The organism is Mucilaginibacter sp. BGA-UO-ETr-C110 (assembly GCF_059567985.1).
The window spans coordinates 3,610,612-3,632,275 of sequence record NZ_JCAQPB010000002.1; the positions used below are offsets into that span (position 1 = coordinate 3,610,612).

At 40.8% G+C, this 21,664-nt stretch carries 23 protein-coding genes; 17 read left to right on the plus strand and 6 right to left on the minus strand.

From position 1 onward, the window contains the following. Positions 1-63 precede the first annotated feature (63 nt). Positions 64-1,044, minus strand: coding sequence for a D-glycero-beta-D-manno-heptose-7-phosphate kinase (gene rfaE1, locus AC57BQ_RS15585; protein WP_496407167.1), 981 nt, complete (start codon positions 1,042-1,044; stop codon positions 64-66). A 237-nt stretch (positions 1,045-1,281) separates the two neighbouring features. Beyond that, positions 1,282-2,943 carry a capsule assembly Wzi family protein gene (locus AC57BQ_RS15590; protein ID WP_496407168.1) on the minus strand — a complete coding sequence of 554 codons (1,662 nt, stop codon included), beginning with the start codon at positions 2,941-2,943 and terminating at the stop codon, positions 1,282-1,284. A gap of 489 nt (positions 2,944-3,432) precedes the next feature. Between AC57BQ_RS15590 and AC57BQ_RS15595 the strand changes: the two genes are divergently transcribed. Then, a complete protein-coding gene (locus AC57BQ_RS15595) occupies positions 3,433-4,284 on the plus strand; it encodes a hypothetical protein (RefSeq protein ID WP_496407169.1) in 852 nt (283 codons plus the stop codon). A gap of 210 nt (positions 4,285-4,494) precedes the next feature. Here the strand turns inward: AC57BQ_RS15595 and AC57BQ_RS15600 are convergent, their stop codons facing one another. Beyond that, on the minus strand, positions 4,495-5,424 hold the full coding sequence (locus AC57BQ_RS15600) for an AraC family transcriptional regulator (protein ID WP_496407170.1): 930 nt from the start codon (positions 5,422-5,424) through the stop codon (positions 4,495-4,497). 154 nt (positions 5,425-5,578) lie between these two features. Here AC57BQ_RS15600 and AC57BQ_RS15605 point away from each other — a divergent pair, with 154 nt between their 5' ends. The 7 genes from AC57BQ_RS15605 to AC57BQ_RS15635 all read left to right on the plus strand — a co-directional run bounded on the left by AC57BQ_RS15605 (position 5,579) and on the right by AC57BQ_RS15635 (position 11,120). Then, positions 5,579-7,081 (plus strand): aldehyde dehydrogenase family protein, encoded by a 1,503-nt coding sequence (locus tag AC57BQ_RS15605; protein ID WP_496407171.1) that lies wholly within the window; start codon positions 5,579-5,581, stop codon positions 7,079-7,081. Between the two features lie 62 nt (positions 7,082-7,143). After that, positions 7,144-7,518: a DUF779 domain-containing protein gene (locus AC57BQ_RS15610; RefSeq protein WP_496407172.1), complete on the plus strand. Its 375-nt coding sequence runs from the start codon at positions 7,144-7,146 to the stop codon at positions 7,516-7,518. A gap of 86 nt (positions 7,519-7,604) precedes the next feature. Beyond that, positions 7,605-8,543 carry a helix-turn-helix domain-containing protein gene (locus tag AC57BQ_RS15615; RefSeq protein ID WP_496407173.1) on the plus strand — a complete coding sequence of 313 codons (939 nt, stop codon included), beginning with the start codon at positions 7,605-7,607 and terminating at the stop codon, positions 8,541-8,543. A gap of 90 nt (positions 8,544-8,633) precedes the next feature. Then, positions 8,634-9,374, plus strand: a complete 741-nt coding sequence (locus AC57BQ_RS15620; protein ID WP_496407174.1) for an SDR family oxidoreductase — start codon at positions 8,634-8,636, stop codon at positions 9,372-9,374. A gap of 130 nt (positions 9,375-9,504) precedes the next feature. Beyond that, the gene (locus AC57BQ_RS15625; RefSeq protein WP_496407175.1) at positions 9,505-10,257 is read left to right on the plus strand and encodes an SDR family NAD(P)-dependent oxidoreductase; all 753 of its coding nucleotides are present in this window, start codon (positions 9,505-9,507) and stop codon (positions 10,255-10,257) included. Positions 10,258-10,335: 78 nt separating this feature from the next. Then, positions 10,336-10,689 carry a DoxX family protein gene (locus AC57BQ_RS15630; RefSeq protein WP_496407176.1) on the plus strand — a complete coding sequence of 118 codons (354 nt, stop codon included), beginning with the start codon at positions 10,336-10,338 and terminating at the stop codon, positions 10,687-10,689. Further along, positions 10,686-11,120, plus strand: coding sequence for a hypothetical protein (locus AC57BQ_RS15635; protein ID WP_496407177.1), 435 nt, complete (start codon positions 10,686-10,688; stop codon positions 11,118-11,120). Before AC57BQ_RS15630 ends, AC57BQ_RS15635 begins: the two co-directional genes overlap by 4 nt. A 54-nt stretch (positions 11,121-11,174) precedes the next feature. On the opposite strand, the gene AC57BQ_RS15640 is transcribed toward AC57BQ_RS15635, so the two are convergent. Further along, entirely contained in the window at positions 11,175-11,516 is a 342-nt protein-coding gene (locus tag AC57BQ_RS15640; RefSeq protein WP_496407178.1) for a YciI family protein, read from the minus strand. 155 nt (positions 11,517-11,671) lie between these two features. Here AC57BQ_RS15640 and AC57BQ_RS15645 point away from each other — a divergent pair, with 155 nt between their 5' ends. Continuing rightward, positions 11,672-12,148 (plus strand): GNAT family N-acetyltransferase, encoded by a 477-nt coding sequence (locus AC57BQ_RS15645; RefSeq protein WP_496407179.1) that lies wholly within the window; start codon positions 11,672-11,674, stop codon positions 12,146-12,148. 1 nt (position 12,149) lies between these two features. On the opposite strand, the gene AC57BQ_RS15650 is transcribed toward AC57BQ_RS15645, so the two are convergent. After that, entirely contained in the window at positions 12,150-12,557 is a 408-nt protein-coding gene (locus AC57BQ_RS15650) for a winged helix-turn-helix transcriptional regulator (protein ID WP_496407180.1), read from the minus strand. A gap of 86 nt (positions 12,558-12,643) precedes the next feature. On the opposite strand from AC57BQ_RS15650, the gene AC57BQ_RS15655 reads away from it, so the two are divergent. The 7 genes from AC57BQ_RS15655 (at position 12,644) to AC57BQ_RS15685 (ending at position 19,731) form a co-directional block, all read left to right on the plus strand. Then, positions 12,644-13,387 carry an SDR family oxidoreductase gene (locus AC57BQ_RS15655; RefSeq protein ID WP_496407181.1) on the plus strand — a complete coding sequence of 248 codons (744 nt, stop codon included), beginning with the start codon at positions 12,644-12,646 and terminating at the stop codon, positions 13,385-13,387. A 93-nt stretch (positions 13,388-13,480) separates the two neighbouring features. Continuing rightward, positions 13,481-14,296 (plus strand): AraC family transcriptional regulator, encoded by an 816-nt coding sequence (locus AC57BQ_RS15660; protein ID WP_496407182.1) that lies wholly within the window; start codon positions 13,481-13,483, stop codon positions 14,294-14,296. A 99-nt stretch (positions 14,297-14,395) separates the two neighbouring features. Further along, a complete protein-coding gene (locus tag AC57BQ_RS15665; RefSeq protein WP_496407183.1) occupies positions 14,396-14,773 on the plus strand; it encodes a VOC family protein in 378 nt (125 codons plus the stop codon). 116 nt (positions 14,774-14,889) lie between these two features. Beyond that, entirely contained in the window at positions 14,890-15,531 is a 642-nt protein-coding gene (locus tag AC57BQ_RS15670; RefSeq protein ID WP_496407184.1) for a hypothetical protein, read from the plus strand. A gap of 122 nt (positions 15,532-15,653) precedes the next feature. Beyond that, positions 15,654-16,076, plus strand: a complete 423-nt coding sequence (locus AC57BQ_RS15675) for a secondary thiamine-phosphate synthase enzyme YjbQ (RefSeq protein WP_496407185.1) — start codon at positions 15,654-15,656, stop codon at positions 16,074-16,076. 157 nt (positions 16,077-16,233) lie between these two features. After that, positions 16,234-18,102 (plus strand): tetratricopeptide repeat-containing sensor histidine kinase, encoded by a 1,869-nt coding sequence (locus AC57BQ_RS15680; protein WP_496407186.1) that lies wholly within the window; start codon positions 16,234-16,236, stop codon positions 18,100-18,102. A gap of 759 nt (positions 18,103-18,861) precedes the next feature. Next, the gene (locus AC57BQ_RS15685) at positions 18,862-19,731 is read left to right on the plus strand and encodes a creatininase family protein (RefSeq protein ID WP_496407187.1); all 870 of its coding nucleotides are present in this window, start codon (positions 18,862-18,864) and stop codon (positions 19,729-19,731) included. A gap of 213 nt (positions 19,732-19,944) precedes the next feature. Here AC57BQ_RS15685 and AC57BQ_RS15690 read toward each other — a convergent pair whose 3' ends face one another. Further along, positions 19,945-20,892 (minus strand): Smr/MutS family protein, encoded by a 948-nt coding sequence (locus AC57BQ_RS15690; protein WP_496407188.1) that lies wholly within the window; start codon positions 20,890-20,892, stop codon positions 19,945-19,947. Positions 20,893-21,044: 152 nt separating this feature from the next. On the opposite strand from AC57BQ_RS15690, the gene AC57BQ_RS15695 reads away from it, so the two are divergent. Continuing rightward, positions 21,045-21,551, plus strand: coding sequence for a DUF892 family protein (locus tag AC57BQ_RS15695; RefSeq protein WP_496407189.1), 507 nt, complete (start codon positions 21,045-21,047; stop codon positions 21,549-21,551). Positions 21,552-21,664 lie beyond the last annotated feature (113 nt).

Consider the following 21,664-nt stretch of genomic DNA (forward strand, 5'->3'; position numbering starts at 1 on the left):
ACAATACGTTGTACTTTATACAACTTCTTGTCTTTTCTTTTAGTATTTATTGGGGGTTCAAAGTTAGCTGTCCCTTTTCATATCAAGAATAATTTCATCAATGGTTGTGGTGGCACTACCTACCTGGCGTATTACTATAGCAGCAGCATGGTTGGCAAGCTCACCTGCTTCTTCAATAGTTAGACCTGCTGCAATAAAGTAAGCTAAAGTAGCCAACACCGTATCCCCGGCGCCGGTTACATCAAATACTTCCGTGGCTTTTACCGGTAACAACTTGTATCCAGATTCATTCAATATCAACATACCTTCCTCTGAGAGCGTTACTACCAGATAAGCAGCTCCGGTTTGTTTTAGAATAATTTTAGCAGCATGCTGCAGACTTTCTAACGAATCGACCTTTTCAAGTTGGGCTGCCTCAGCCAGTTCCTTACGATTAGGTTTAATGATATATGCCCCTTTGTATTTCTCGTAGTTTAATCCCTTAGGGTCAATGATCACTCTTTTACCATAACGCGTAGCTTCCTGAATTAGTTTTTGGGTAAGGAATGGAGAAAACAAACCTTTATTATAGTCGGACAGTACCACGATATCGGCTTTCTCTAAGTAATTAGCCAGTTCATTAAGCAGCTTATCTGCAATAACCTCCGATACCGCATCGGTAATTTCACGATCTATCCTAACCAATTGGTGGCTGCCTGCAAGCACCCGGGTTTTAACTGTAGTAGGCCGAAATTCATCTTTAATTATAGTATGTGTTTGCACCCCTTCATTGCTGAGTATTTCTATCAGCTGAGCACCCGCACTATCGTTACCTATTACACCGGCAACGGCTACCTGTGCGCCTAAGGCTACCAGGTTTTGTACTACGTTACCAGCACCACCCAGGGTAACCGACTCATTTTTCACATTTACAATAGGTACCGGCGCTTCCGGTGATAACCGGGATGCGCTGCCAGTAATATAATGATCAATCATCAGATCGCCTATAACGAGTATATTGGGTTTACGGGTAGATGATTGTATAGAATGTATCTTGTTTATCATTTATCTAAAAGTCACAGATCATTAACTATTAATAACCATTAATTAACAGTTTGTTTTAATAACGTGGAATTATTAAAAGTTGAGAAAAATTTCGCAAAGATAATTTTTTAAGGTTATTTTTTTGAGGTAATAATATTTTGGGTAGTCTTTCATGTTTTTTTCTAAAATACACTAGTTACACTACGTACCGCAAACACAAAATATAACATTTCCTTCTTAATAAATTTACCTTATCAATTATTCAAAGTAATAGGTAAGATTGAGTCTTGCATGTAAATTTAAACTATTCCCATGGTTATACTGATAGTTTAAAGAGTAAACCGGGGTTACCTCGGCCGAAATCAAATATTTTTTCAATTTTATATTAGTATAAAATGTACTGTTTATATCTACCCAATGCGAGTTAAAATTGCCTGTACCACTAAAAGCACTATAATACAGATCGTTATTATGAAGTTGCCGCTCCAATGTTAAGCCAAAGGAATTCATCCCCTTTAAATAACTAATATCAAGCATAAAGCTGTTACTCCCTGGACCAATACCGGCACCAACATATCTTCCATCATTAGTATATCCATCTCGTGGGCTCAGGTAATGTGTATACCAGGTGGGTTCATCCCTTAACAGAAACGTAGAAGCCCGCTGTAATTGGGTTAATTCGGCTTTTATTTGTATATAACTATCCTTAGATAGCCCGAATAACTTACGCCCCCCCAAAGTGATTGCAGCTGAATGATCAGGTTCCTGCAAAAAATCATTAATACTACCGGTTCTGTCATTCCTTGCCCATTCAAAATAAAGCTCGGCGTTATAGAGAGGCAGTAACTGACGTATATTAAGTGCAAAGGCAAAATCCTGGCCATCTCCACTGCTACCATTAGAAATATCATTTGCTTTGATCGATGAGCCGGTAATTACCGGAAATAACCTTCGAAAGATATTCCTGTTATGATAAAGTGAATCTTTGTCCAGATAATCATATCCTGTGATTCCTAAATACAAGCCTTTTAACCATTTGGGTTGCCAGTTAACTGTGTAGGCCGAAATATAGCGGGTAACTTCGGGCTTCGGAATATATAAACCTTTACCATTCCTTATCCTATTGGTATCAATTGGAAGGTAGCCGGATTGTTTTAAATTCCCTCCTATTATCTGCCATTCAAATGAACCTATTATCGTTTTAATGGGTTTAACCGAATTAAATGTCCAATGCAAAAAACCTGGCGCTGAGTTACTCATCATAATGGAGTTTTGTACACCTGGCCCCCACCATATATTTTCTGTTGAAACGCCTGCTTCTATATTTTTAAAGTTGACCGTTATTTTTGATTGCCCGGGATATAAATGCTGTAATGATTTATTACCAAACCTTTCCGGAGCATCCACGCCGTTTATGTTGGTATAATATGCCTTTAACAGTTGCATATTGGTGCTATTGGCCTGTATATCAGCAAATGTGTTAAAATTTTTGTTTTGGGCATATACAAACTCTGGTTTTATCTGCACCCTAAATATGCCTGCTTTTAGTAAAAATCCGCCACTGACCCTGGTCTGGTAACCTGCAGCGGGATATAATGATGAATTATTATACCCATATGGTCTTTTAACATTATAATCATTTAACCAGTTAAAAGGCAATATCTGAATACCGGATGGTTTTCCCATAAACTGAAAATTGGCATATGTTTTACTAGCTACTAATTGTTTAAAAGAGGAATCAGTATCATTCCATTCAGCATTTATAGGCCTTACAGTAAAAGAAGAAGTATTATCACTTTTACCCAATAGCTGATTTCGCCTGGCAATATCTTCCGCATAACTTCCTATTGGTATAGTTTGTGAAAAAGCTTTTGCACCTAAAAAGCTCAAGGCAACTGCTAGTAATAAAATTTTCTTCATAATTATTGATAAGGACGTAGTAAATCATCTAAACATAACAAAGCAGTCTATTTTTTTTCCTAGATAAAAAAAGCGATCTCTCGTAATGCCCTATTAGCCTGGATGCCGTGATAAAGTTTAAAGTATTTGCCGATAAAACGACAGTATTTGAACAAAATTACATTAAACTGTTACAAAAAATAAAAAGACAAAAACATTAACACCTCATAATTAATAAATTAACAGCAAAGCATTATTTATTAACCAAAATGACAACAGTGCAATCATTGATCTAAAACATATCGTAAACAGCCTGTAACAATTGTATGCTGCCTCGTCTATTTCATCAGGGCTCACAACAGAAATCCAAATCAGATCGGATCTGATTCTTTACAATAAATTAACATTTATTTTTATTGATATTATTTTTTTATCGCAGGCAACCAAAGGCTATTTTCACAACGTATTGGAGTTATAAAAGATTATTATTAACCATTTTTAACCAGTACAATGAATTTACGCAAAAATCTACCCCTCGCAATTGCCGGCATTGCTGTTATGTTTGCCAGCTGGTCATGCTCAAAAAACAACAACAGTACAAACGCCCCTACCTCAGCCAATGCGGTTAAGTTATCAGCAAATGCAAAATTTGGTAATATCCTTACCGACTCCAAAGGAAAAACACTTTACTTTTTTGCCATTGACGCCAACGGCACTTCAGGCTGCAACGGCGGATGTTCTGTAGTTTGGCCTACTTTTTACCAGGCAGATCTTACTTTAGATAAGGGCCTGGACAGTAAAGATTTTGGTACCATAACCCGCACCGATGGATCAAAACAAACTACCTACAAAGGCTGGCCGCTCTATTATTATCAGAGTGATGCCAATGCTGGTGATACCAATGGTGATAAAGTAGGAAACACCTGGTTTGTTGCGAAGCCCGACTATACCGTTATGGTAAGCAACAGTCAGTTAATTGGTAACGACGGTGTTAAATACAACAGCGATCTTAAACCCGGTGACGGTGTAACTCAGTACATTGTTGATGATCGTGGTCAAACTTTATATTCATTCAGCCATGACAAGTTTAAAACCAACAATTTTACTAACTCTACTTTCAGCAATAACAAAGTGTGGCCTATTGATACCATTAAAACGGTTTTGAATGTGCCTTCTGTTTTGGATAAAACCCAGTTTCAAACCATAACTGTATTCGGAAAAACACAACTGGTTTACAAAGGCTGGCCATTATACTACTTTGGCGCTGATAATAACCAACGTGGTAATAATAAAGGTGTATCTGTACCAACTCCGGGTATATGGCCATATGCTAATGCTACTACAGCTGTTGCGCCTAATTAATTTATTTTTTTCATAACAAAAGCGGGTAAGAATATTTCTTACCCGCTTTTTTATTGTTCATAAAAGCGTATCCGCTTACAGATCTATCTCATACATAAAATTATCGGGCTTGGAGTATACCGTATACTTGGTCAACGGAACATTTAAAACAGGTTGTTTAATTGCAGCCTTCAAATCATTTATTTGAGAAGGATTATCTAAACGGGAATATCAATTGGTCGGTTTTATAACCCCAGCTTTGTACAGACTTGGCGTGGTGCCCACCATCTTACGAAAAACCCGACTGAAATAATGTTGGTTATTAAACCCTGCTTTAAAACAAGCATCAGCAATGCTGCAATAAGGGTTTTGCATAAACTGCTTGGCCAGTTGTATTCTTTCTTTAATAATATAGTCAACCGGCGAAACGCCCAACTCATGTTTAAAGGTCCTAAAAAAACTGGCTTTGCTCATATAGGCCATCTGGCTCAGGGCATCGATGTTTAACTTTTCGGTCAGATGCGCTTTGATGTATTGTAAAATATAAGCAAAACGATTACCTGCTGACATTTGGTTAAGATTGTCTTTTATATCGTGCAGATTTTGCATTTGCATAATACGGATCAGTAATTCTTTAAGCGTTAAATTGGCCAGCACATCTTTAGCTAAATTATCACCGGTACTAATACTGATGAATTTATTGATCAGCTGGGCCAGTTCATAATTATTAAAAAAGTGAAATTGCTGGTAATTAAGTTGCCAAAGATCATTATTGGCCCTCGGATAATTTTCATTTAAAAAATCGAGTGTATTGCGTATTTCCTGTTGGTTAATGGCCAGGGCTGTACATTGTGAAGGATTTATTTCTGATGCCTCCGGGAAATCAATGGTCATGGTTACGTTTGGCGGTACAATAACAGTTTCGCCGGGTAAATAGTCAAAACCGGGTTTATCAAACAAATGCATCACTTTTTTACCCCTCAGCATGCTGGTAATTACCAGGTCGCTAAAGGTTAAAGGCACAAGTTCGCTGCGCTCATAGGTTTCATATATATTAAGTTCACAGTGATTTAAGGTATAAGCTTTACGGTTTTCCACCAATGTTCTGAGCTCTTTTTTACCGGTAAGGTTAAAAGGCAATACCAGGTTTCTCTCATTCATAACAGGCTTATTTTAAAACAAGTTAGGGATAGTTTATGACAGTTTACAATCATTTTATAAAATGGAACGATAGTGCACCTAATTGATAGTATAGTGCAAAAGCTTTATGACACAAGCGGCTAACTTAGTACTACCAATTAAACTGAAAATAACTATGAGTATTGCACGAAGACCATCCTTTAAGGATAAGTACGACAATTTTATTGGAGGCAAATTTGTGCCACCGGTTAAAGGAGAATATTTTGATAATATATCACCTATTGATGGTAAGCCTTTTACCAAGGCAGCCCGCTCAACCAAAGAGGATATTGATGCCGCCGTTGATGCTGCTACCGAAGCCTTTAAAACATGGAGCAAAACATCGGCTACTACCCGGAGTAACCTGTTGTTAAAAATAGCACAGGTTGTGGAAGATAACCTCTCCTATCTGGCAACGGTAGAAACCATTGATAACGGCAAGGCTATTCGCGAAACCATGGCTGCTGACTTGCCGCTGGTAGTTGATCATTTCAGGTATTTTGCCGGTGCCATACGTGCCGAAGAAAGCAGCATATCTGAGCATGATGAGTTTACGGTTAGCATTAACCTGCAGGAACCGCTTGGGGTGGTAGGTCAGATCATTCCCTGGAATTTCCCTTTGTTAATGGCTACGTGGAAAATTGCGCCCGCTCTGGCGGCTGGGTGTTGTACTGTAGTAAAACCGGCTGAGCAGACACCAACCAGCATCATGATTTTGATGGAACTGATTGGCGATATACTGCCTCCCGGTGTATTGAACGTAGTGACAGGTTTCGGCCCTGAGGCTGGTAAGCCGCTGGCCACCTCATCCAAAATAAGTAAGGTTGCCTTTACGGGCGAAACCACTACAGGTCGCCTGATCATGCAGTATGCTTCAGAAAATCTGATTCCTGTAACCATGGAACTCGGAGGTAAATCGCCCAATATATTCTTTGAATCTGTTGGTGACGCCGATGATGAGTTTTTTGACAAGGCTGTGGAAGGAGCCGTTCTGTTTGCACTTAACCAGGGTGAGGTTTGTACCTGCCCGTCGCGGATGTTGGTGCATGAAAAAATTTACGACAAGTTTATGGAGCGTGTTCTGGCCCGAACCAATGCTATCAAAATGGGGGATCCGCTTGATTCGGATACCATGATGGGCGCCCAGGCTTCTAATGATCAATACGAAAAAATACTAAGCTATCTGGACATTGGTAAAAAAGAGGGTGCAGAAGTTCTTGCAGGCGGCGATGCCCAAAAGCTTAGCGGCGATCTGGGTGGTGGTTATTATATAAAACCTACCATATTTAAAGGTCATAACAAGATGCGCATCTTCCAGGAAGAGATCTTTGGCCCGGTAGTTTCCGTGACCACCTTTAAAACCACCGAAGAAGCTATTGCCATTGCTAACGATACCCTATATGGTTTAGGTGCCGGTGTGTGGACCCGCGACGCGCACGAGATTTATCAGGTACCGCGGGCTATACAAGCCGGGCGCGTTTGGGTAAATTGCTATCATGCCTATCCTGCCCATGCACCTTTTGGTGGTTACAAAAAATCGGGCTTTGGCAGGGAAAATCATAAAATGATGCTGAACCACTATCGCCAAACAAAAAATATGCTGATCTCTTATAATAAAAACAAACTGGGCTTCTTTTAGTCTGTAATAAAAGGCAGCTGCAAAAAGACAGATTTTTGCAGCTCCTTTTTTAATTGATGATCATGACCAAAAGAGTTTCTATTACACCCGCAGCCGAAAAAGTGATAAACGACTTACGCGGCAGATTTGGCGAGCTCATGTTTCACCAAAGCGGCGGATGCTGTGATGGCTCCTCACCCATGTGTTTTGAAAAAGGTGAGTTTAAAATAGGTAGCAGCGATGTTAAAATAGGCGAGGTTTATGGTTGTGAGTTCTTCATGAGCATTGACCAGTTCGAGTACTGGAAGCACACGCACCTTACCCTTGATGTTACCCCCGGCCGGGGCTCCAGTTTTTCGTTAGAAATACCTATGGGTATCCGATTTATCATCCGGTCGAGGTTATTTACCGATGATGAATTAAATGATCTGGAACCTGTTGAGTATTTTGAATCCTGATCGATTCTGAATTTTGACCTAATCTGCAAATTTGTTCTTAATTTTAGATCGTGTGTTACCCCAACGTAACATGTGCCTTCTGCTCCATGAAAGAACCAGAACAAAAGCTTGTTTTTAATACCTTGTTGAAACAATACATCTACTTTGGGCTGTCAACCGAGGGTATTGATGATAAAACCGATTTCACCATTCATAATATCAGGGATATTCACCTGGAGCTTCCTTTTAAATCGCCGGTGTACCGGCCTAACTTTTTTTCATTTGTTTTTGTGAAGGATGGCCGCGGGGTATACACAACCGACGATCTCCATTTTGAAACCGTACCAGGTACCATTTATTTCACCAACCCAGGTCACTATAAATCGCATGAATGGTTTGAGCTTAACGAGGTATACCTGATCACCTTAAGCGAGTCTTTTTTAAAAGAGAATGTTCACCCGGATATTTTTGAAGAATTTCCCTTCCTGCTTGCCGAAACGGTACAGCCAAGAGTACTGGATCAGGCTACATTTGCCGAATTTGAAAGCTTATACCTGCAAATAAACAAAGAGTACCTATCCAACAGCCCTTATCGCGCCCGTATGATCGGCAACCTGTTTGTGGTGCTGCTGTTAAAGATCAAAGAGTATTTCTGGAAAGATTATAATCCCATATATGAAGGTAACCGCAGTTCGCAAATTGTTAAAAATTTTAAGCGGAAGCTGGAACAGCATTACCGGGATCTGAACAATGGAAAAGTTCACCAGGTTTTCAGGTTGCAGGATTATGCCGACGACCAGAATCTACACCCCAACTATTTAAGCAACGTGATCAAGACCAAAACCGGCAAGCCTATTAGTACCTGGATAACCGAAAAAACAATTGCGGAAGCCAAATCGCTATTACAAAATTCATCTACCTCTATTAAAGAGATAGCCTTTATGTTAGGCTTTTCTGAAGCTAATCATTTCAGTAATTATTTTAAAAAACACACCAATACTTCCCCTGTTTTATTCCGGAAACAACATACAGTAACCACATCTTAGATATTTATATGTAATGCTTTAGTATCTGTACTTTTTGGGTTGCGTTAAACCTGACCTTTGATTTATCAAAACAAACAAAGGAAAATAATCATGAAAACGCTAACAGAAAAAGTAATCTTAGTAACCGGCGCCTCCAGAGGAATAGGCGCAGCAGTAGCCAAAAAATTAGCTTCAGAAGGAGCTAAAGTGATCATTAACTATGCCGGTGGTGTTGAAGCCGCCGAGCAAACTGTTAATGACATTAAACAACAAGGTGGCGATGCTATCGCCCTACAAGCCGACGTAAGTAAATCAGACGAAGTAAAGGCAATGTTTGATGCAGCCATTGCCCACTATGGCAAAATTGATGTACTGGTAAACAATGCCGGCATCATGATCACCAAATTATTTAAGGATACCACTGACGAAGATTTTACCCGCCAGTTTGATATCAATGTACGCGGCACATTCAACACTCTGCGTGAAGCAGCTACTAAACTGGCAGACAACGGCAGTGTAATCAACTTTTCATCAACCACTACCCGTGTAATGATGCCTACTTATGGTACCTACGTAGCCTCTAAAGGAGCTGTTGAACAGTTAACCAGGATATTCGCTAAAGAGGTTGGTGCAAGGGGCATCAACGCAAACACCGTATCTCCGGGCCCAACCAATACCGAGCTTTTCACCAAAGGCAAACCACAGGAAGTGATCGACCGCCTGGCTTCTCTATCAGCCTTCAACCGCATCGGCGAACCAGAAGATATCGCCAAAATAGTAGCCTTTCTGGCCAGCGACGAAGCCAAATGGATCAGCGCGCAAAACATTGGTGCCAACGGCGCTATGGCGTAACTGCAAGTCAAAAGTCAAAATTCAAAAGTAAAAATTCAAAACCGATCAAAATAAATCGGTGAAATCACAGACCCAAAATCAGTGAAATCACAAAAAACGTAATCACAAAAAATTTAAAAACATAGAAATCATGAACACATTAAAAAATAAAGTAGCCTTAATTACAGGATCAGCTCGCGGTTTAGGAAAAGCCATTGCAGAACGTTATGCAGCATTAGGTGCAGATATCGTTATCAACTATTCCCGCGATAAAGCATCGGCCGATGAAGTATTGAGTAACATTAAAGCCATGGGCGTAAGGGTAATTGCCGTACAGGCCGATGTAAGCAAAGTAGCCGATCTGGAAAGATTATTTACCGAAGCCAAAAAAGAATTTGGTAAAATAGATATCGTGGTAGCTAATGCAGGTATCGAACTGGTAGAAACCCCGGTTGTTGATTTTACAGAGGAACAGTTTGACCGTGTATTTTCCATCAATACCAAAGGCACATATTTTACCATGCAGCAGGCTGCCAAACATGTAGAGAACAATGGCAGGATCATCTACATCGCATCGAGCACCACCTCTTTTCCGGTACCGGGAATGGCTGTGTACGGCGGTAGTAAAACCACTCCACGGTATTTGGTTGATATCCTGTCAAAAGAAATTGGACACAAGGGTGTTACCGTGAACTCTATTATCCCCTTCGCGGTTGACCATTCAGGCATATTTGCCGAAGCCGACAGCTATCCTGAACTAAGAAAACAATTGCTGGACAGCTGTCCGATGGGCAGACTGGCCGAAGTTGAAGATGTAGCCAACGCGGCCGAATTCTTTGCCAGCGATCTTTCCTCATTCGTATCAGGTCAGCACTTGCTGGTAAACGGTGGTGCCACCAATTAATTAGCTAATTGTATTTAATATTAAGTTATAACAGGGTAAATTAGGCTATCCTGTTATAACTTTTAATAATAAAAAGCCATGCTTGTAAAAATCATTAATTCGCTGCTTATCCTGTTTGTAGTATTTATGGGATTTAAGCAAGGTTGGGCCATGTTTAGCGGCAAACCCGAAATGCTGGCCATGTTTGGCAAATGGCATTTCAATAACCAAAGTCTTCTGGTATTGGGTACTATTACCCTACTCAGTGCTTTACTTATCCTGTTTCCGCAAACCTTTATTTGGGGGAACTTTTTAATGGCAGCAACTATCCTGCTCATTATTTGCCTGCAGCTATCTACCAAAAGTTTGAAGGGCGCGGCTATTGAATTGCCATTCCTGCTCATGAATTTGCTGATCATCTATCTTCAATACCCGCTAACAAAACTAAAATGAAAGCAATTAATCATTACCTGGTTTACGCTTCGCTGATCAGTTTATCATTATCAGCACAGGGGCAAACGCCAAACACACCGGTTAAAACCATAAAAAATATAAATGTTGTGAACACCGATCAATTAACCGATCCTACCGTAAAAAAAGCCATTGAAGCTTTGCAGGCTGGTGATAAAAAAGCATGGTTCGCCTTATTTACCGCTGATGCCGAGCTTTTTGACGACGGCCATAAAATGAACTTTAAAAGCTTTTTTGAAAAAGCCTTAGGTCATGAACGTTTTACCCATATTGATAAAGTGGAGAATAAAAGCCTTGATATTTACGGCAGGTTTCACAGCGACCAGTGGGGCGATTTCAAAACCTATTTCCGGTTTATTATTAACCATGAAGGAAAGATCAGCCGCCTGGATATTGGGCAGGCGAGTTACTAAAAACTAAAAGCCTTTATAAAAGTAAAGGCTTTTAGTTTTAACCCTGTTATATACTTATAAAGGGTTAACTTCTCTTACTTCTACATTGCCGCCAAAATCTAAAATAGGGCAACCTTTGGCCAATTCGGTAGCCTCTTCTAATGAATCGGCTTTAACCATGGTGTAGCCACCGATCAATTCTTTAATTTCGGTATAGGGGCCATCGGTAATAACATTATTGCCTCTTACCACCTTACCATCCCCGAATAAACGGTTTCCGCGATCAGCCAGTTTGTTCTGGGCGGCTATACCACCTACCCAATCCATCCATCTTTGGGTAACAGCCTGCATTTCTTCTGGTGAACCTTGTGGTGCGCCAACATAATCGTTTCTGAATACAAAAAGGAAATCTTTCATTTTATTAAGTTTTAAAGTTTTAAAAACAGATGACGAACACCATTTTCAAAACTGGACAAATTGGTTAAAATATTTTTAGGCCGATGGAAAATCCTGGTGTGATCCCGAATTCCAAAACAAACTTATAATTTTACCAGATATCAGAGACCATAAAAATGGAGCAAATAATTATTAGAAAAGCGGAGTTAAAAGATCTGGACGTATTGTTTGAGTTTAAACAGGCTTTGGTTGAATCTGAACGCCCTTTTGACACCACTTTAAAGCCCGGGCCGCTTTATTATTATAACATCCCCGAATTAATTGAGGCTACAGATGCCAGAATGGTGGTAGCCGAAGTTGATTCAAAACTCATTGGCTGTGGTTACGCGCGTATTGTTGATTCAAAACCATATTTAAAACATCAGCAGCATGCCCATTTGGGTTTTATGTATGTACTGCCCGATCACCGGGGCAAGGGCGTAAATAAACTGATCATCAACGCGCTAAAAAACTGGGCGCAGCAGCAAGGCATTACCGAAATACGGCTGGAGGTTTATGCTGTTAACACCGCCGCGCTAAAAGCCTATGAAAAAGTAGGTTTTGCACCGCACATGTTAACCATGCGATTGGGTTTAGCAGATGAAAAAGGCTAAACTATTGCTCCTTCTTCAATTTTTCGCGATGATCAATTCCCCACTTGATCATTTCAAATATGATATGACCAAAAGTTTTACAATAACTGGTTGATTCGTATTCCACCAGAACCGGCGGGCCAGGGCTCACTGTCCGGGTGATCAATTTGTTCAATTCCATTTCCCGTAGTTCTCTCGAAAGCATCCTTGTAGTTATCCCAGGGATGCTCCGCTCAATCTCTCTGAAACGTTTATTTCCATTGCATATGGAATTGATAATAGGCAGTTTCCATTTGCCGCCAATTACGTAAATGGTATCCTGTAATGCCTGGATCTCCCGTGTCTGGTTTCTTTGCCCATCAATGCCATAAATAACTTCATGCATGGCTTTGATTTCCGGCGTCATGTTGTCCATTGAATATTCTCCCATTTTTTACTGGTATACTCTGTGATACTGGTTACAAAATTATACCATTTCAGCAATACATTTGCATCATTAAATAAAAAAACACAGAAATGAACAATTTTCAGAACAAAATAGCTGTAGTTACCGGCGGCAATAGCGGCATAGGCTACGCAGCTGCAAAGGAATTAAAAGAAAAAGGTGCAACCGTGATCATCACCGGGCGCCGAAAAGACGCCATAGAAAAGGCTGCCGCTGATCTGGGTGTAACAGGAATTGTTGCCGATCAGTCAGACATTAACGCAACAGAAAAACTGGTGGCAACCGTTACCGAAAGTTATGGTAAAGTTGATATCCTGTTTATCAATGCGGGCATTGCAACCTTATCTCCTATTGAATTTGCTACGGAACAACACTTTGACGATATTATGGATATTAACTTCAAGGGAGCCTATTTTACACTCAGCAAGTTTATCCCTATTCTGCGCGATGGTGGATCGGTTGTTTTCCTGTCATCTATAGTTGCCAGCACAACCAGTGCAGCCTCATCCGTGTATTCGGCCAGTAAGGCGGCATTAAACTCGGTTATGAAATCAGCAGCACTTGAACTGGCTCCACGCAAGATCAGGGTGAACGCGGTAAGTCCAGGCCCTATTGCAACCGAGATCATGTACAAAGCCGGGTTAGACGATGCCACCCTGGGTACCATAAAAGATAGCCTGATCACAAAATCTCCATTGAAACGCATGGGTACCTCCGAGGAGGTTGCCAGCGTAGTAACTTACCTTTGTGATGATGCGGCTGGTTTTATTACCGGTTCTGAATTTATTATAGATGGTGGTATACTGTTGGTATAAAATGCTCCTTTTACGGATTAAAATAGGGTGGCCTGATAGGCTGCCCTTTTTTATCTGTAGCCGAAAATTAAATTTAAGTCGTAATTTTCGGCCATGCATATCAGGAATCTTACCCAAAAGTTCGACATCGCCTATGTTATCAAAAATGAGTGGCACCTGCCTGTGCATAAACATACTCATTATGAACTGCAGTATATTATGCGTGGAAAAGGCCAGCACATGATCAACGACCGTAGTTACAATTACGAAAAGGGCGATCTGTTTGTACTGGCCCCGCAGGATACCCACTTTTTTGTTTTTGAGGAAAAGTGTGTCATCTGTATTATCAAATTTCACGAAGGCTTTTTCCAGGATCTGTTGTTGGATGCCGACTTTAAACAGGTATTTACACGCTTATCATCTCCTCACCGTAAAATGGATCTGCCGGGTAGCAGGCAACAGATCATTCAGCTGATGGACCTTATTATAGCTGAGCACCGGAAAGAAACCAATTACCAAAATATCATTATCAAAAATGCGCTGGCGCTTGTACTGTCTATTATGGCTAAAGAAACCGATCAAAACACGGTTAAGCCTAAAGATGATAAGATACAAGCCATACTCAATTATATCGACCAGCATATAACCAGCAAACAGTTACTATCCTTGCAAAACATTGCCGATACCTTTCATATCAGCAAAACTTATTTTAACCAATATTTCAGCAAGGCAACCGGCAGCTCCTATAAAAAATACATACAGGAATATGCCCTAAAACTGATCGCACACCAACTGATCCATCGCGATAAAACCTTGTCGCAGCTGGCAGATGAGTTTGGCTACACCGACGAAAGCCATTTAAGTAATGCCTTTAAAGCCCATTTTCAGCAAACACCTTCAGCTTTCAAAAAGGCCAACCGGCTGCATTAAAGACAGTCTTCCACCTTTTGTACAACATTATCATTATTAATTACATAGGTTTAGCCCTGGATGTAAACCAATTTTGTGCATCGTTTAAATACAAAAACAATGCATATAGATCATACTACCCTGCGCACCAGGCAGCTGGAAAAAACAAAGGACTTTTTACTGAACATTTTTGACCTGACTGAAGGCCCGCGCCCGGCGGTGATAGCCGTTAATATTCCCGGTTATTGGCTGTATCATAATGGTTCACCGCTTATACATCTTATAAAAAGTCCCTATTATTATAAGCAACAATCAGATCAGGCTGCCGAAGCTATTGACCATACCGCATTTTACCTGGAAAACTACGCTGCATTTAAACAAAAACTACTCAGCCTGAAAATACCTCATTCCCTGATGGATCTGCCCGATATCGGTGAGCGGCGTATATTTCTGCATACCCCTACCGGTATTTTACTGGAAACGGTATTCAGAGAATAAATTCAACAAGCTAATTGCTTGTTGACAACAATATAATATAAAGAGCTAATGATCAATATTTCAAATTCAAACAAAACGGATTAAAAACGTGTTAACAATTGACAAACCTAACGCTTATGGCTTTTTTATCACGCCTGCTTTATTTTATAAGTCATCATGGATTTCTGTTTGCACTTTGCCTTATATTTATTGCTATTATACTTGCTTTTAAATTTGGTAAAACAGTTCTCCCTATTGTAGTTTTTGTATTATCAATTATTAGTGCTTTTACCAGTCAATTCTTGAATGCAGCTTTTTTAAATGCATTTGGAACCCGTAGTACAGCAGTTATTACCAAAGAAGAACAGACCAACTCAACCCTAAATGATGCGTATATATACGACTATGATTTTATCGTAAAAAAAACTAACGGCCAGTATGTTAAGGGTACTTTCTCTACTACTTCAGCGGCCATTTATCCTATTGCCAACGCCATTCAGATACCATCCAAGGGACAAGAGTTTCCGGTAAAATATATACCTGGTTATGAGAAAAATATAGTGATATTATTTAATGAATCTGATGATGGCATAGCTGCCAGAAGATCAGAAAGCTTGAGTGCCCTGGATAAAGCCCGTATCCAATACGAAGCAAGTCCAAATGAAAAGGACTTTCAACAAGAATACATTGAAGCACTGGAAATGTTCATTAAAAATAATCAGGATGTTGATCTTAGCTCTTATAAAGAAAAACTTAGTCATCTAAAAAGTAATCCATAAAACCTAATTAGCGGGTATCTGCAAAGCAAAACAGATCCCCTATTAAAAAATATACTATATTAAGCAGCCTTAATAATAAAACCAGATACTTATTATATACAAAACAGCTGTTAATATATCCCATGCAAATACACCAGCAAATGCTTCTGCTCAAAGAAAGAAAAAGAGGCTTTCATTTGATCACCGCTGAAGTTGTACATGCCCTGCCGCAACTTGGGCAAATAAAAACCGGCATACTACAGGTTTTTATTCAACACACTTCGGCCTCCCTAACTATCAATGAAAATGCCGACCCTACCGTTCGGCGTGATTTTGAAATGTATTTCAGTAAAACCGTACCTGAAAACGACCCCGACTATCATCACGATGATGAAGGCCCCGATGATATGCCCGCGCATTTAAAGGCCGCTTTACTTGGCAGTTCAGTTATGATCCCCATCCGCAATGGCAGACTGACATTAGGTATGTGGCAGGGCATCTACTTGTGCGAGCACCGCAACTATGGCGGCCAGCGTAACCTGGTGATCACAGCCTGGGGCGAATAACCCTTTAATATTATAGTCACCAATCGTTCACTTCATTCGCCAGGTATTTTTATTTAATATATGGTTAACTCTGCGTATTTTATTTCGTATACATTATATTTAGATTATAAATCCCAGCTCCACAAAAAGTTGATTAGTTAATGTAATACCCCGCTTAATGCAAAAACGCGCTGTTTTTTTTATACCGTTATTATTTGCTGCTATCTGTAGTTATAGCCAGGTAAAGGATATTGCTAAAATTAAACAAGCGCTGCCCCATATTACTGATAGTGTTAAGTATGCTGATGCGCTTAACCGTTTAGGAATATTAATGTATGAAAGTAACCTCGACAGTACCTTTTACTATGCTAAGCGTGCCAGGGCCATCTCCGAGCGGTTAAAATACCGGCAGGGCATTGCCGATGCCTTGAACACCCTCGGTATAGTTTATGACCTGAGGGGCAACCTTCAATTATCCCTGCGTTACTATAATGATGCTTATAATCATTACCAGAGCATACATGATTCATCAAATGTGGTGCAAACCCTGATGAACATAGGCCTGGTGTTCAGTGAAAATAACGAAGAAAAAAAATCCATTGAGATATTCAGAAAAGCCATAAACCTGGGCAACAAGCTCAAGAAGGATTCGATCATGTCGCTTGTGCTTTGTGATTATTTGCTTTTATATCCAACGCATATTCCCAAAGATTCTATCACCATTTACTTAGCCCAAGCCCGGCAGATAGCCACAAAATATAAAGACAACCGATCACTATTGGTTACCGATCAGATACAGGCACAGCTATATTTAAAGAACAAGGAGCGCGAAAAAGGCATCAGCTTACTGGAAAAAACAGCCGCTGAAGGCATTGCCATGGACCTGAATTATCTGAGCCTCGACATTATCCAATCCCTTGGCGATCTGTACAACAATGTGGATACAGCCAAAGCTATTGCCAGCTACAAACAGGGACTTAATATTGCCGATGTAAAAGGTTACCACATGTATCAAAAGATATTTGGCAAGCGCTTATATGATATATACATAGCCCGCAACAACCTGCCCGCAGTTCAATACTACGGCAAGAAACTACTCAAGCTGTATGACGATGAAGAGCAATTCAACAATACCTCGGGCTTTGACTATATTGATTATGCCTTAAAAGATCAGCAGTTGGAGGCCATAACCATCCGCAGTAAAAACCGGCAAATACTCGCCATTATACTGGGCGTACTTTTTTTACTGACCGTGGTAACCGTGCTTTTCATTTATCGTTTATACCGCCTCAAAAAGAAACACACGGTAACCCTCGAAGCGCTCAACCGGTCGGTATTGCTGCGTAATGAAAAACTCGAGATAGATCATGAGTTCAACAACCGCCTGGTATCTATCCTGGCGCATGATTTCAGGCAGCCGATAGGTACCCTAAAAACATTGGCCGCGGTTTTAAAAGATACCGATGCATTGACCCGCGAGGAGCTGATGGAACTGGTAGATACCATGGAACATTCCTCCAGTATCTCGCTCGAAATATTCGAGAACATTTTACAATGGATCAAACAGCAACTTTCTGGTTTTAGCTATGAACCCAAACCATTAAAGCTAAAAGAACTGATTGATGAGGCCCTGCAACCCTTTAGCCTCATCACTGAGGAATATCAGCTTAAATTCCTCAATAATGTTGATAGCGAGATTGTGGTACATGCCGATAAAGAACTGGTACAATTTATCCACCGCAATTTTATACATAACGCTATCAAATTTTCGCCGCGCTATTCCACTATCTCCATTTCAGGTTCGGCCCATTCGGGCGAAACCATGCTTTGTGTACTGGACGAAGGCAAAGGCATATCTTCCGAAAAAATGGAGTCGATATTTAACTTCAAGGTAGCTATGCACTACAACAACGAAAAAGAGAAAGGCGCTGGTGTGGCCCTGATGATCTGTAAAGATTTTATCGAAAAAATGAGCGGTCGTATCTGGGTTGAAAATGGCAGTCAGAAAGGCGCCGCCTTTTGCTATTCCCTGCCCGGTTTAAAATAGTCTCACAAAACTTTTTAAAGCTTAAATTTTAACACTTTTCTGCCCGAAAATGGGGTAAAAACGATTGAAAATTGATCCAAAACCATCGATTTTAACACTTTTTAACAAATTTTAACACCATTTTAAGCAGTTTTAAAAACTTTAAAAAGTATTAATTTATTGATTGTCAGATAACTACATGAAAAAAGGCCGATTTTGGGTCTTGTTTTATCCTTAACACAACGGCCCGGTTCTCCTTTTATTCAGGAGAACCGGGCCGTTGTGTATACAAATATACCGATTTTTTTAGTAAGATAAAAGTTCAAAATCTCCTTTCGGGAGATATGAAATGTGATTAACTACGATATTACACGCAGGAGCCGACAGACTGAATCGAACCATCCCTGTTATGGCAATTTTGGTCGGGTGCTACCACACACTGGCTACCTCCACCGGTTTGCACGCAATCCGCATCTGTGGCACATTGACTTTTGCATGGCAGAAATCCTCCACCCGCCACTTTTCTCATTTGTTCTCTTGATAAGGCTCCTCCAATACTCAAGGCATTCAATTGCATCTTTTTCATACAAGCTAAATATTTGGTTTATAAATTGGTTTATAATATCATATTAACGCCAACAAAATAATATATTATTTCCGTTCATAAATATGCATGTAAAATCCTTATTACTTATTGGCAGATAACATTTTATGGTGCTATATAAATGTGTAAATTTCGGCATCAATAAACCCTTCTGTTAACCTATAATCTGTACAGCAATGAAACCTTGTTTGCTTTTATTTTTCGCGATATTATTATCTGGCTTTGCACGGGCACAGCAGTTGCCGGCCCGCTGGGACGAGCTGGTAGCATCTGATTTTCCGCAAGCGCTTGAAAAATCGGCTAAAACCTGCATTTTGCCTTTTGGCATCCTCGAGAAACACGGCCCTCACTCACCCCTCGGTACCGATCTGATACACGTTCGGGAATGGGCCGCCCACGCGGTTAAATCGGAGTATGCCGTGGTATTTCCTGATTATTTTTACGGACAGATCAACGAGGCCAGGCACCAGCCCGGTACTTTCGCCCTGCCCAGCAAAGTGATATGGGATCTGTTGGAGGCTACCTGTGATGAGATAGCCCGCAATGGCTTCGAAAAAATAGTGATCCTGAACGGTCATGGCGGCAACCCGGAGTTTATCCAGTTTTTCATGCAATCGCTGCTGAATAAAAGGCATAACTACGCGGTATATTTTTATACCCCCGGCAACGACGAAGAGTTTAATAAGCAGTATGCTAAAATGCATAAATCAGACCCGCGCAATGATATGCATGCTGGCGAAAATGAAACCTCTACCCTGTTATACTACCGGCCCGATCTGATGCGGATGGACCGTGCAGCGTCGGAATCGGGGGCTAACCAGCACCGCTTAAGTTTGCAAAATGTGTATACCCCTATCTGGTGGTATGCCGGTTTCCCCAATCATTACGCAGGTGAAGGCGCAAAGGCCACTCCAGAATTTGGCCAATTTATAGCCGAGCATGAGATAGCCACTTTTGTGAAAGCCCTGAAAGTGATCAAGGCCGATACGGCTACCCTGAAATTACAAAACGAGTTTTTTGACCGGGTTGATAAGTTGAATAAGTAGGTTTAAGTCTTGAGTCGGGAGTTTTGAGTCTTAAGGCTGTCATGCTGAGCCCCGTCGAAGCATGGTGGGTGGGCCTCTGCGCTCTACCCTTCGACGGAGCTCAGGGTGACAGCCCAATTTTGACATGCTTAACACTGTATGCAGTCGCTCGGCTCCAGCCGAGCGATGGCAAGGTGAACTTCAAACTCAAAACTCCCGACTCAGACTTCAGACTTACTTAAATATCACCTTAGTGGCGCCGTAGCCAAACTTTTCTTTACGGGCATCCATAAAGGTTTGTACTTTGGGGTGTTTGCCCAGGGCTTTATGTAGTTCGTTACGCAACACGCCGTTCCCGGCTCCGTGGATAAACACCATATCAGGTAATTGATGTACAATGGCCGCATCAAGCGTTTTATGAAAGTGCGCCAGTTGTATGCTCAGCATTTCGTTGTTTTGTAAAAACTGGTAATCATCGCGCAGCTTTTCAATATGCAGATCGACCTCATTGGATGGCTTATCCAACACCACTTTTTCTTCGGGCGATTTAAAAAAGCTTTCTTTCAGCTTTTGCGCATCGATCACCATTTCCGGTTCATCCAGCCGAATAAGCCAACCGGCATCTTTTAACAATGGGATCTGCTTTTTGGTGGTCGAAAAATCTTTAGCCTTAAACTTTTCGCGCAATACCAATGGCGCGGGTGGTTCTATATTTTGTTTGGTGCTGTAAATCACATTAAAAATAAAAGTGGGCCATAACTGCAGATCGGCCAGTTGGGCCGAGTAGATCTTCACAGCCGACCCCGGTGCTATCGCTTCGGCAAATTCGCCTTTAAATACTTGCTGTTTCTCTGTTGTAAGGGTTGCCAGCAATTGGAACGAGGTGGTATTCACCAAATGAAAATGTACCACCGAGTTGGCTTTTCCATCGGCCACTACACCCAGGTAAATCCCTTTTTTTTCAAATTCACCGGCAGGTACCGGTGCTTCGTTATCAACAGCAGCCTTTTTTGTACCGGCAGGTTCATAGCCATGTACCGAGGTTACTTTGCTGGCCAGAACTGGGATCTCAAACTCATCCTCGCCGGTAACCCCAATCATTTGGTCGTCAATTATACGGGTTACAAAACCCTCCATCTTTTCGTCAACAAAGCGTACAAAGTCGCCCAATTTATATTTCATAGCAGTATATGTCTGGCTGCAAAGTTACTTTATATCTGCAAACGGGTACACAAATAAAACAAAGCGGGTTAATATGGTATTTACCTTAAACAATTCATACTTTTTATAGTTGAATTACCGCAGCACTTAAAGCTCACTTTACAATTCATATCATGGATAATTTGAATACTAAACCTTTAGATCCGCAATTATTAAAACAGGTATTTGTACATAACCTTAACCGCACCTATTTTGGTAAACGTTACCTGGACAGCAACCTGGGCCATTTAATAAAACTGGCATCATTTACTGCCCTGGAACAGGCTATACAGGAGTTTTGGGATGATGTAAAGAAACAAATAGCCCGGATGGATGAAATATATAAGCTGATCAACGAAAGCCCTTCTGACAAAAACTGTAACCCCATCAAATCAATCGTGAAGGATGAGTTTTGCCTGGATGAAAAACAGGCCATGTCAATCCTGGGCGATATGGACCTCATCATGTACCTGCAGTTGCTGGAGCATATCAACATCACCTCCTGCCGTATGCTCATGATGGTAGCCAAACTGTTAAAGTATGACGACGCTACACAGTTACTGACCGAATGTTTTGATGAATCCATTGATAACGACCAGCTTTTTATGCTGATATCGAAGGAATATCTAACAGAAAACTAAGTAGAAGCTGAAAGCGGAAGGCGCAAAGCTGAAAGCAGGGAAATAAAATTATTACACGCGTCATTGCGAGCGTAGCAATCCCTAATAAGCAGAGCCGCTCTGTAAATCGGGGA

Excerpts from the sequence above, each read along its gene's own strand:
- AC57BQ_RS15635 (WP_496407177.1), top strand. The coding sequence starts at position 10,686 with ATGAAAGCAATTAATCATTACCTGGTTTACGCTTCGCTGATCAGTTTA.
- AC57BQ_RS15640 (WP_496407178.1), bottom strand. The coding sequence starts at position 11,516 with ATGAAAGATTTCCTTTTTGTATTCAGAAACGATTATGTTGGCGCACCA.
- AC57BQ_RS15650 (WP_496407180.1), bottom strand. The coding sequence starts at position 12,557 with ATGGGAGAATATTCAATGGACAACATGACGCCGGAAATCAAAGCCATG.
- AC57BQ_RS15625 (WP_496407175.1), top strand. The coding sequence starts at position 9,505 with ATGAACACATTAAAAAATAAAGTAGCCTTAATTACAGGATCAGCTCGC.
- AC57BQ_RS15600 (WP_496407170.1), bottom strand. The coding sequence starts at position 5,424 with ATGAATGAGAGAAACCTGGTATTGCCTTTTAACCTTACCGGTAAAAAA.
- AC57BQ_RS15695 (WP_496407189.1), top strand. The coding sequence starts at position 21,045 with ATGGATAATTTGAATACTAAACCTTTAGATCCGCAATTATTAAAACAG.
- AC57BQ_RS15595 (WP_496407169.1), top strand. The coding sequence starts at position 3,433 with ATGAATTTACGCAAAAATCTACCCCTCGCAATTGCCGGCATTGCTGTT.
- AC57BQ_RS15690 (WP_496407188.1), bottom strand. The coding sequence starts at position 20,892 with ATGAAATATAAATTGGGCGACTTTGTACGCTTTGTTGACGAAAAGATG.
- AC57BQ_RS15610 (WP_496407172.1), top strand. The coding sequence starts at position 7,144 with ATGACCAAAAGAGTTTCTATTACACCCGCAGCCGAAAAAGTGATAAAC.
- AC57BQ_RS15590 (WP_496407168.1), bottom strand. The coding sequence starts at position 2,943 with ATGAAGAAAATTTTATTACTAGCAGTTGCCTTGAGCTTTTTAGGTGCA.
- AC57BQ_RS15605 (WP_496407171.1), top strand. The coding sequence starts at position 5,579 with ATGAGTATTGCACGAAGACCATCCTTTAAGGATAAGTACGACAATTTT.
- AC57BQ_RS15630 (WP_496407176.1), top strand. The coding sequence starts at position 10,336 with ATGCTTGTAAAAATCATTAATTCGCTGCTTATCCTGTTTGTAGTATTT.
- AC57BQ_RS15660 (WP_496407182.1), top strand. The coding sequence starts at position 13,481 with ATGCATATCAGGAATCTTACCCAAAAGTTCGACATCGCCTATGTTATC.
- AC57BQ_RS15645 (WP_496407179.1), top strand. The coding sequence starts at position 11,672 with ATGGAGCAAATAATTATTAGAAAAGCGGAGTTAAAAGATCTGGACGTA.
- AC57BQ_RS15620 (WP_496407174.1), top strand. The coding sequence starts at position 8,634 with ATGAAAACGCTAACAGAAAAAGTAATCTTAGTAACCGGCGCCTCCAGA.
- AC57BQ_RS15670 (WP_496407184.1), top strand. The coding sequence starts at position 14,890 with ATGGCTTTTTTATCACGCCTGCTTTATTTTATAAGTCATCATGGATTT.
- AC57BQ_RS15685 (WP_496407187.1), top strand. The coding sequence starts at position 18,862 with ATGAAACCTTGTTTGCTTTTATTTTTCGCGATATTATTATCTGGCTTT.
- AC57BQ_RS15675 (WP_496407185.1), top strand. The coding sequence starts at position 15,654 with ATGCAAATACACCAGCAAATGCTTCTGCTCAAAGAAAGAAAAAGAGGC.
- AC57BQ_RS15680 (WP_496407186.1), top strand. The coding sequence starts at position 16,234 with ATGCAAAAACGCGCTGTTTTTTTTATACCGTTATTATTTGCTGCTATC.
- AC57BQ_RS15615 (WP_496407173.1), top strand. The coding sequence starts at position 7,605 with ATGAAAGAACCAGAACAAAAGCTTGTTTTTAATACCTTGTTGAAACAA.
- AC57BQ_RS15665 (WP_496407183.1), top strand. The coding sequence starts at position 14,396 with ATGCATATAGATCATACTACCCTGCGCACCAGGCAGCTGGAAAAAACA.
- rfaE1 (WP_496407167.1), bottom strand. The coding sequence starts at position 1,044 with ATGATAAACAAGATACATTCTATACAATCATCTACCCGTAAACCCAAT.
- AC57BQ_RS15655 (WP_496407181.1), top strand. The coding sequence starts at position 12,644 with ATGAACAATTTTCAGAACAAAATAGCTGTAGTTACCGGCGGCAATAGC.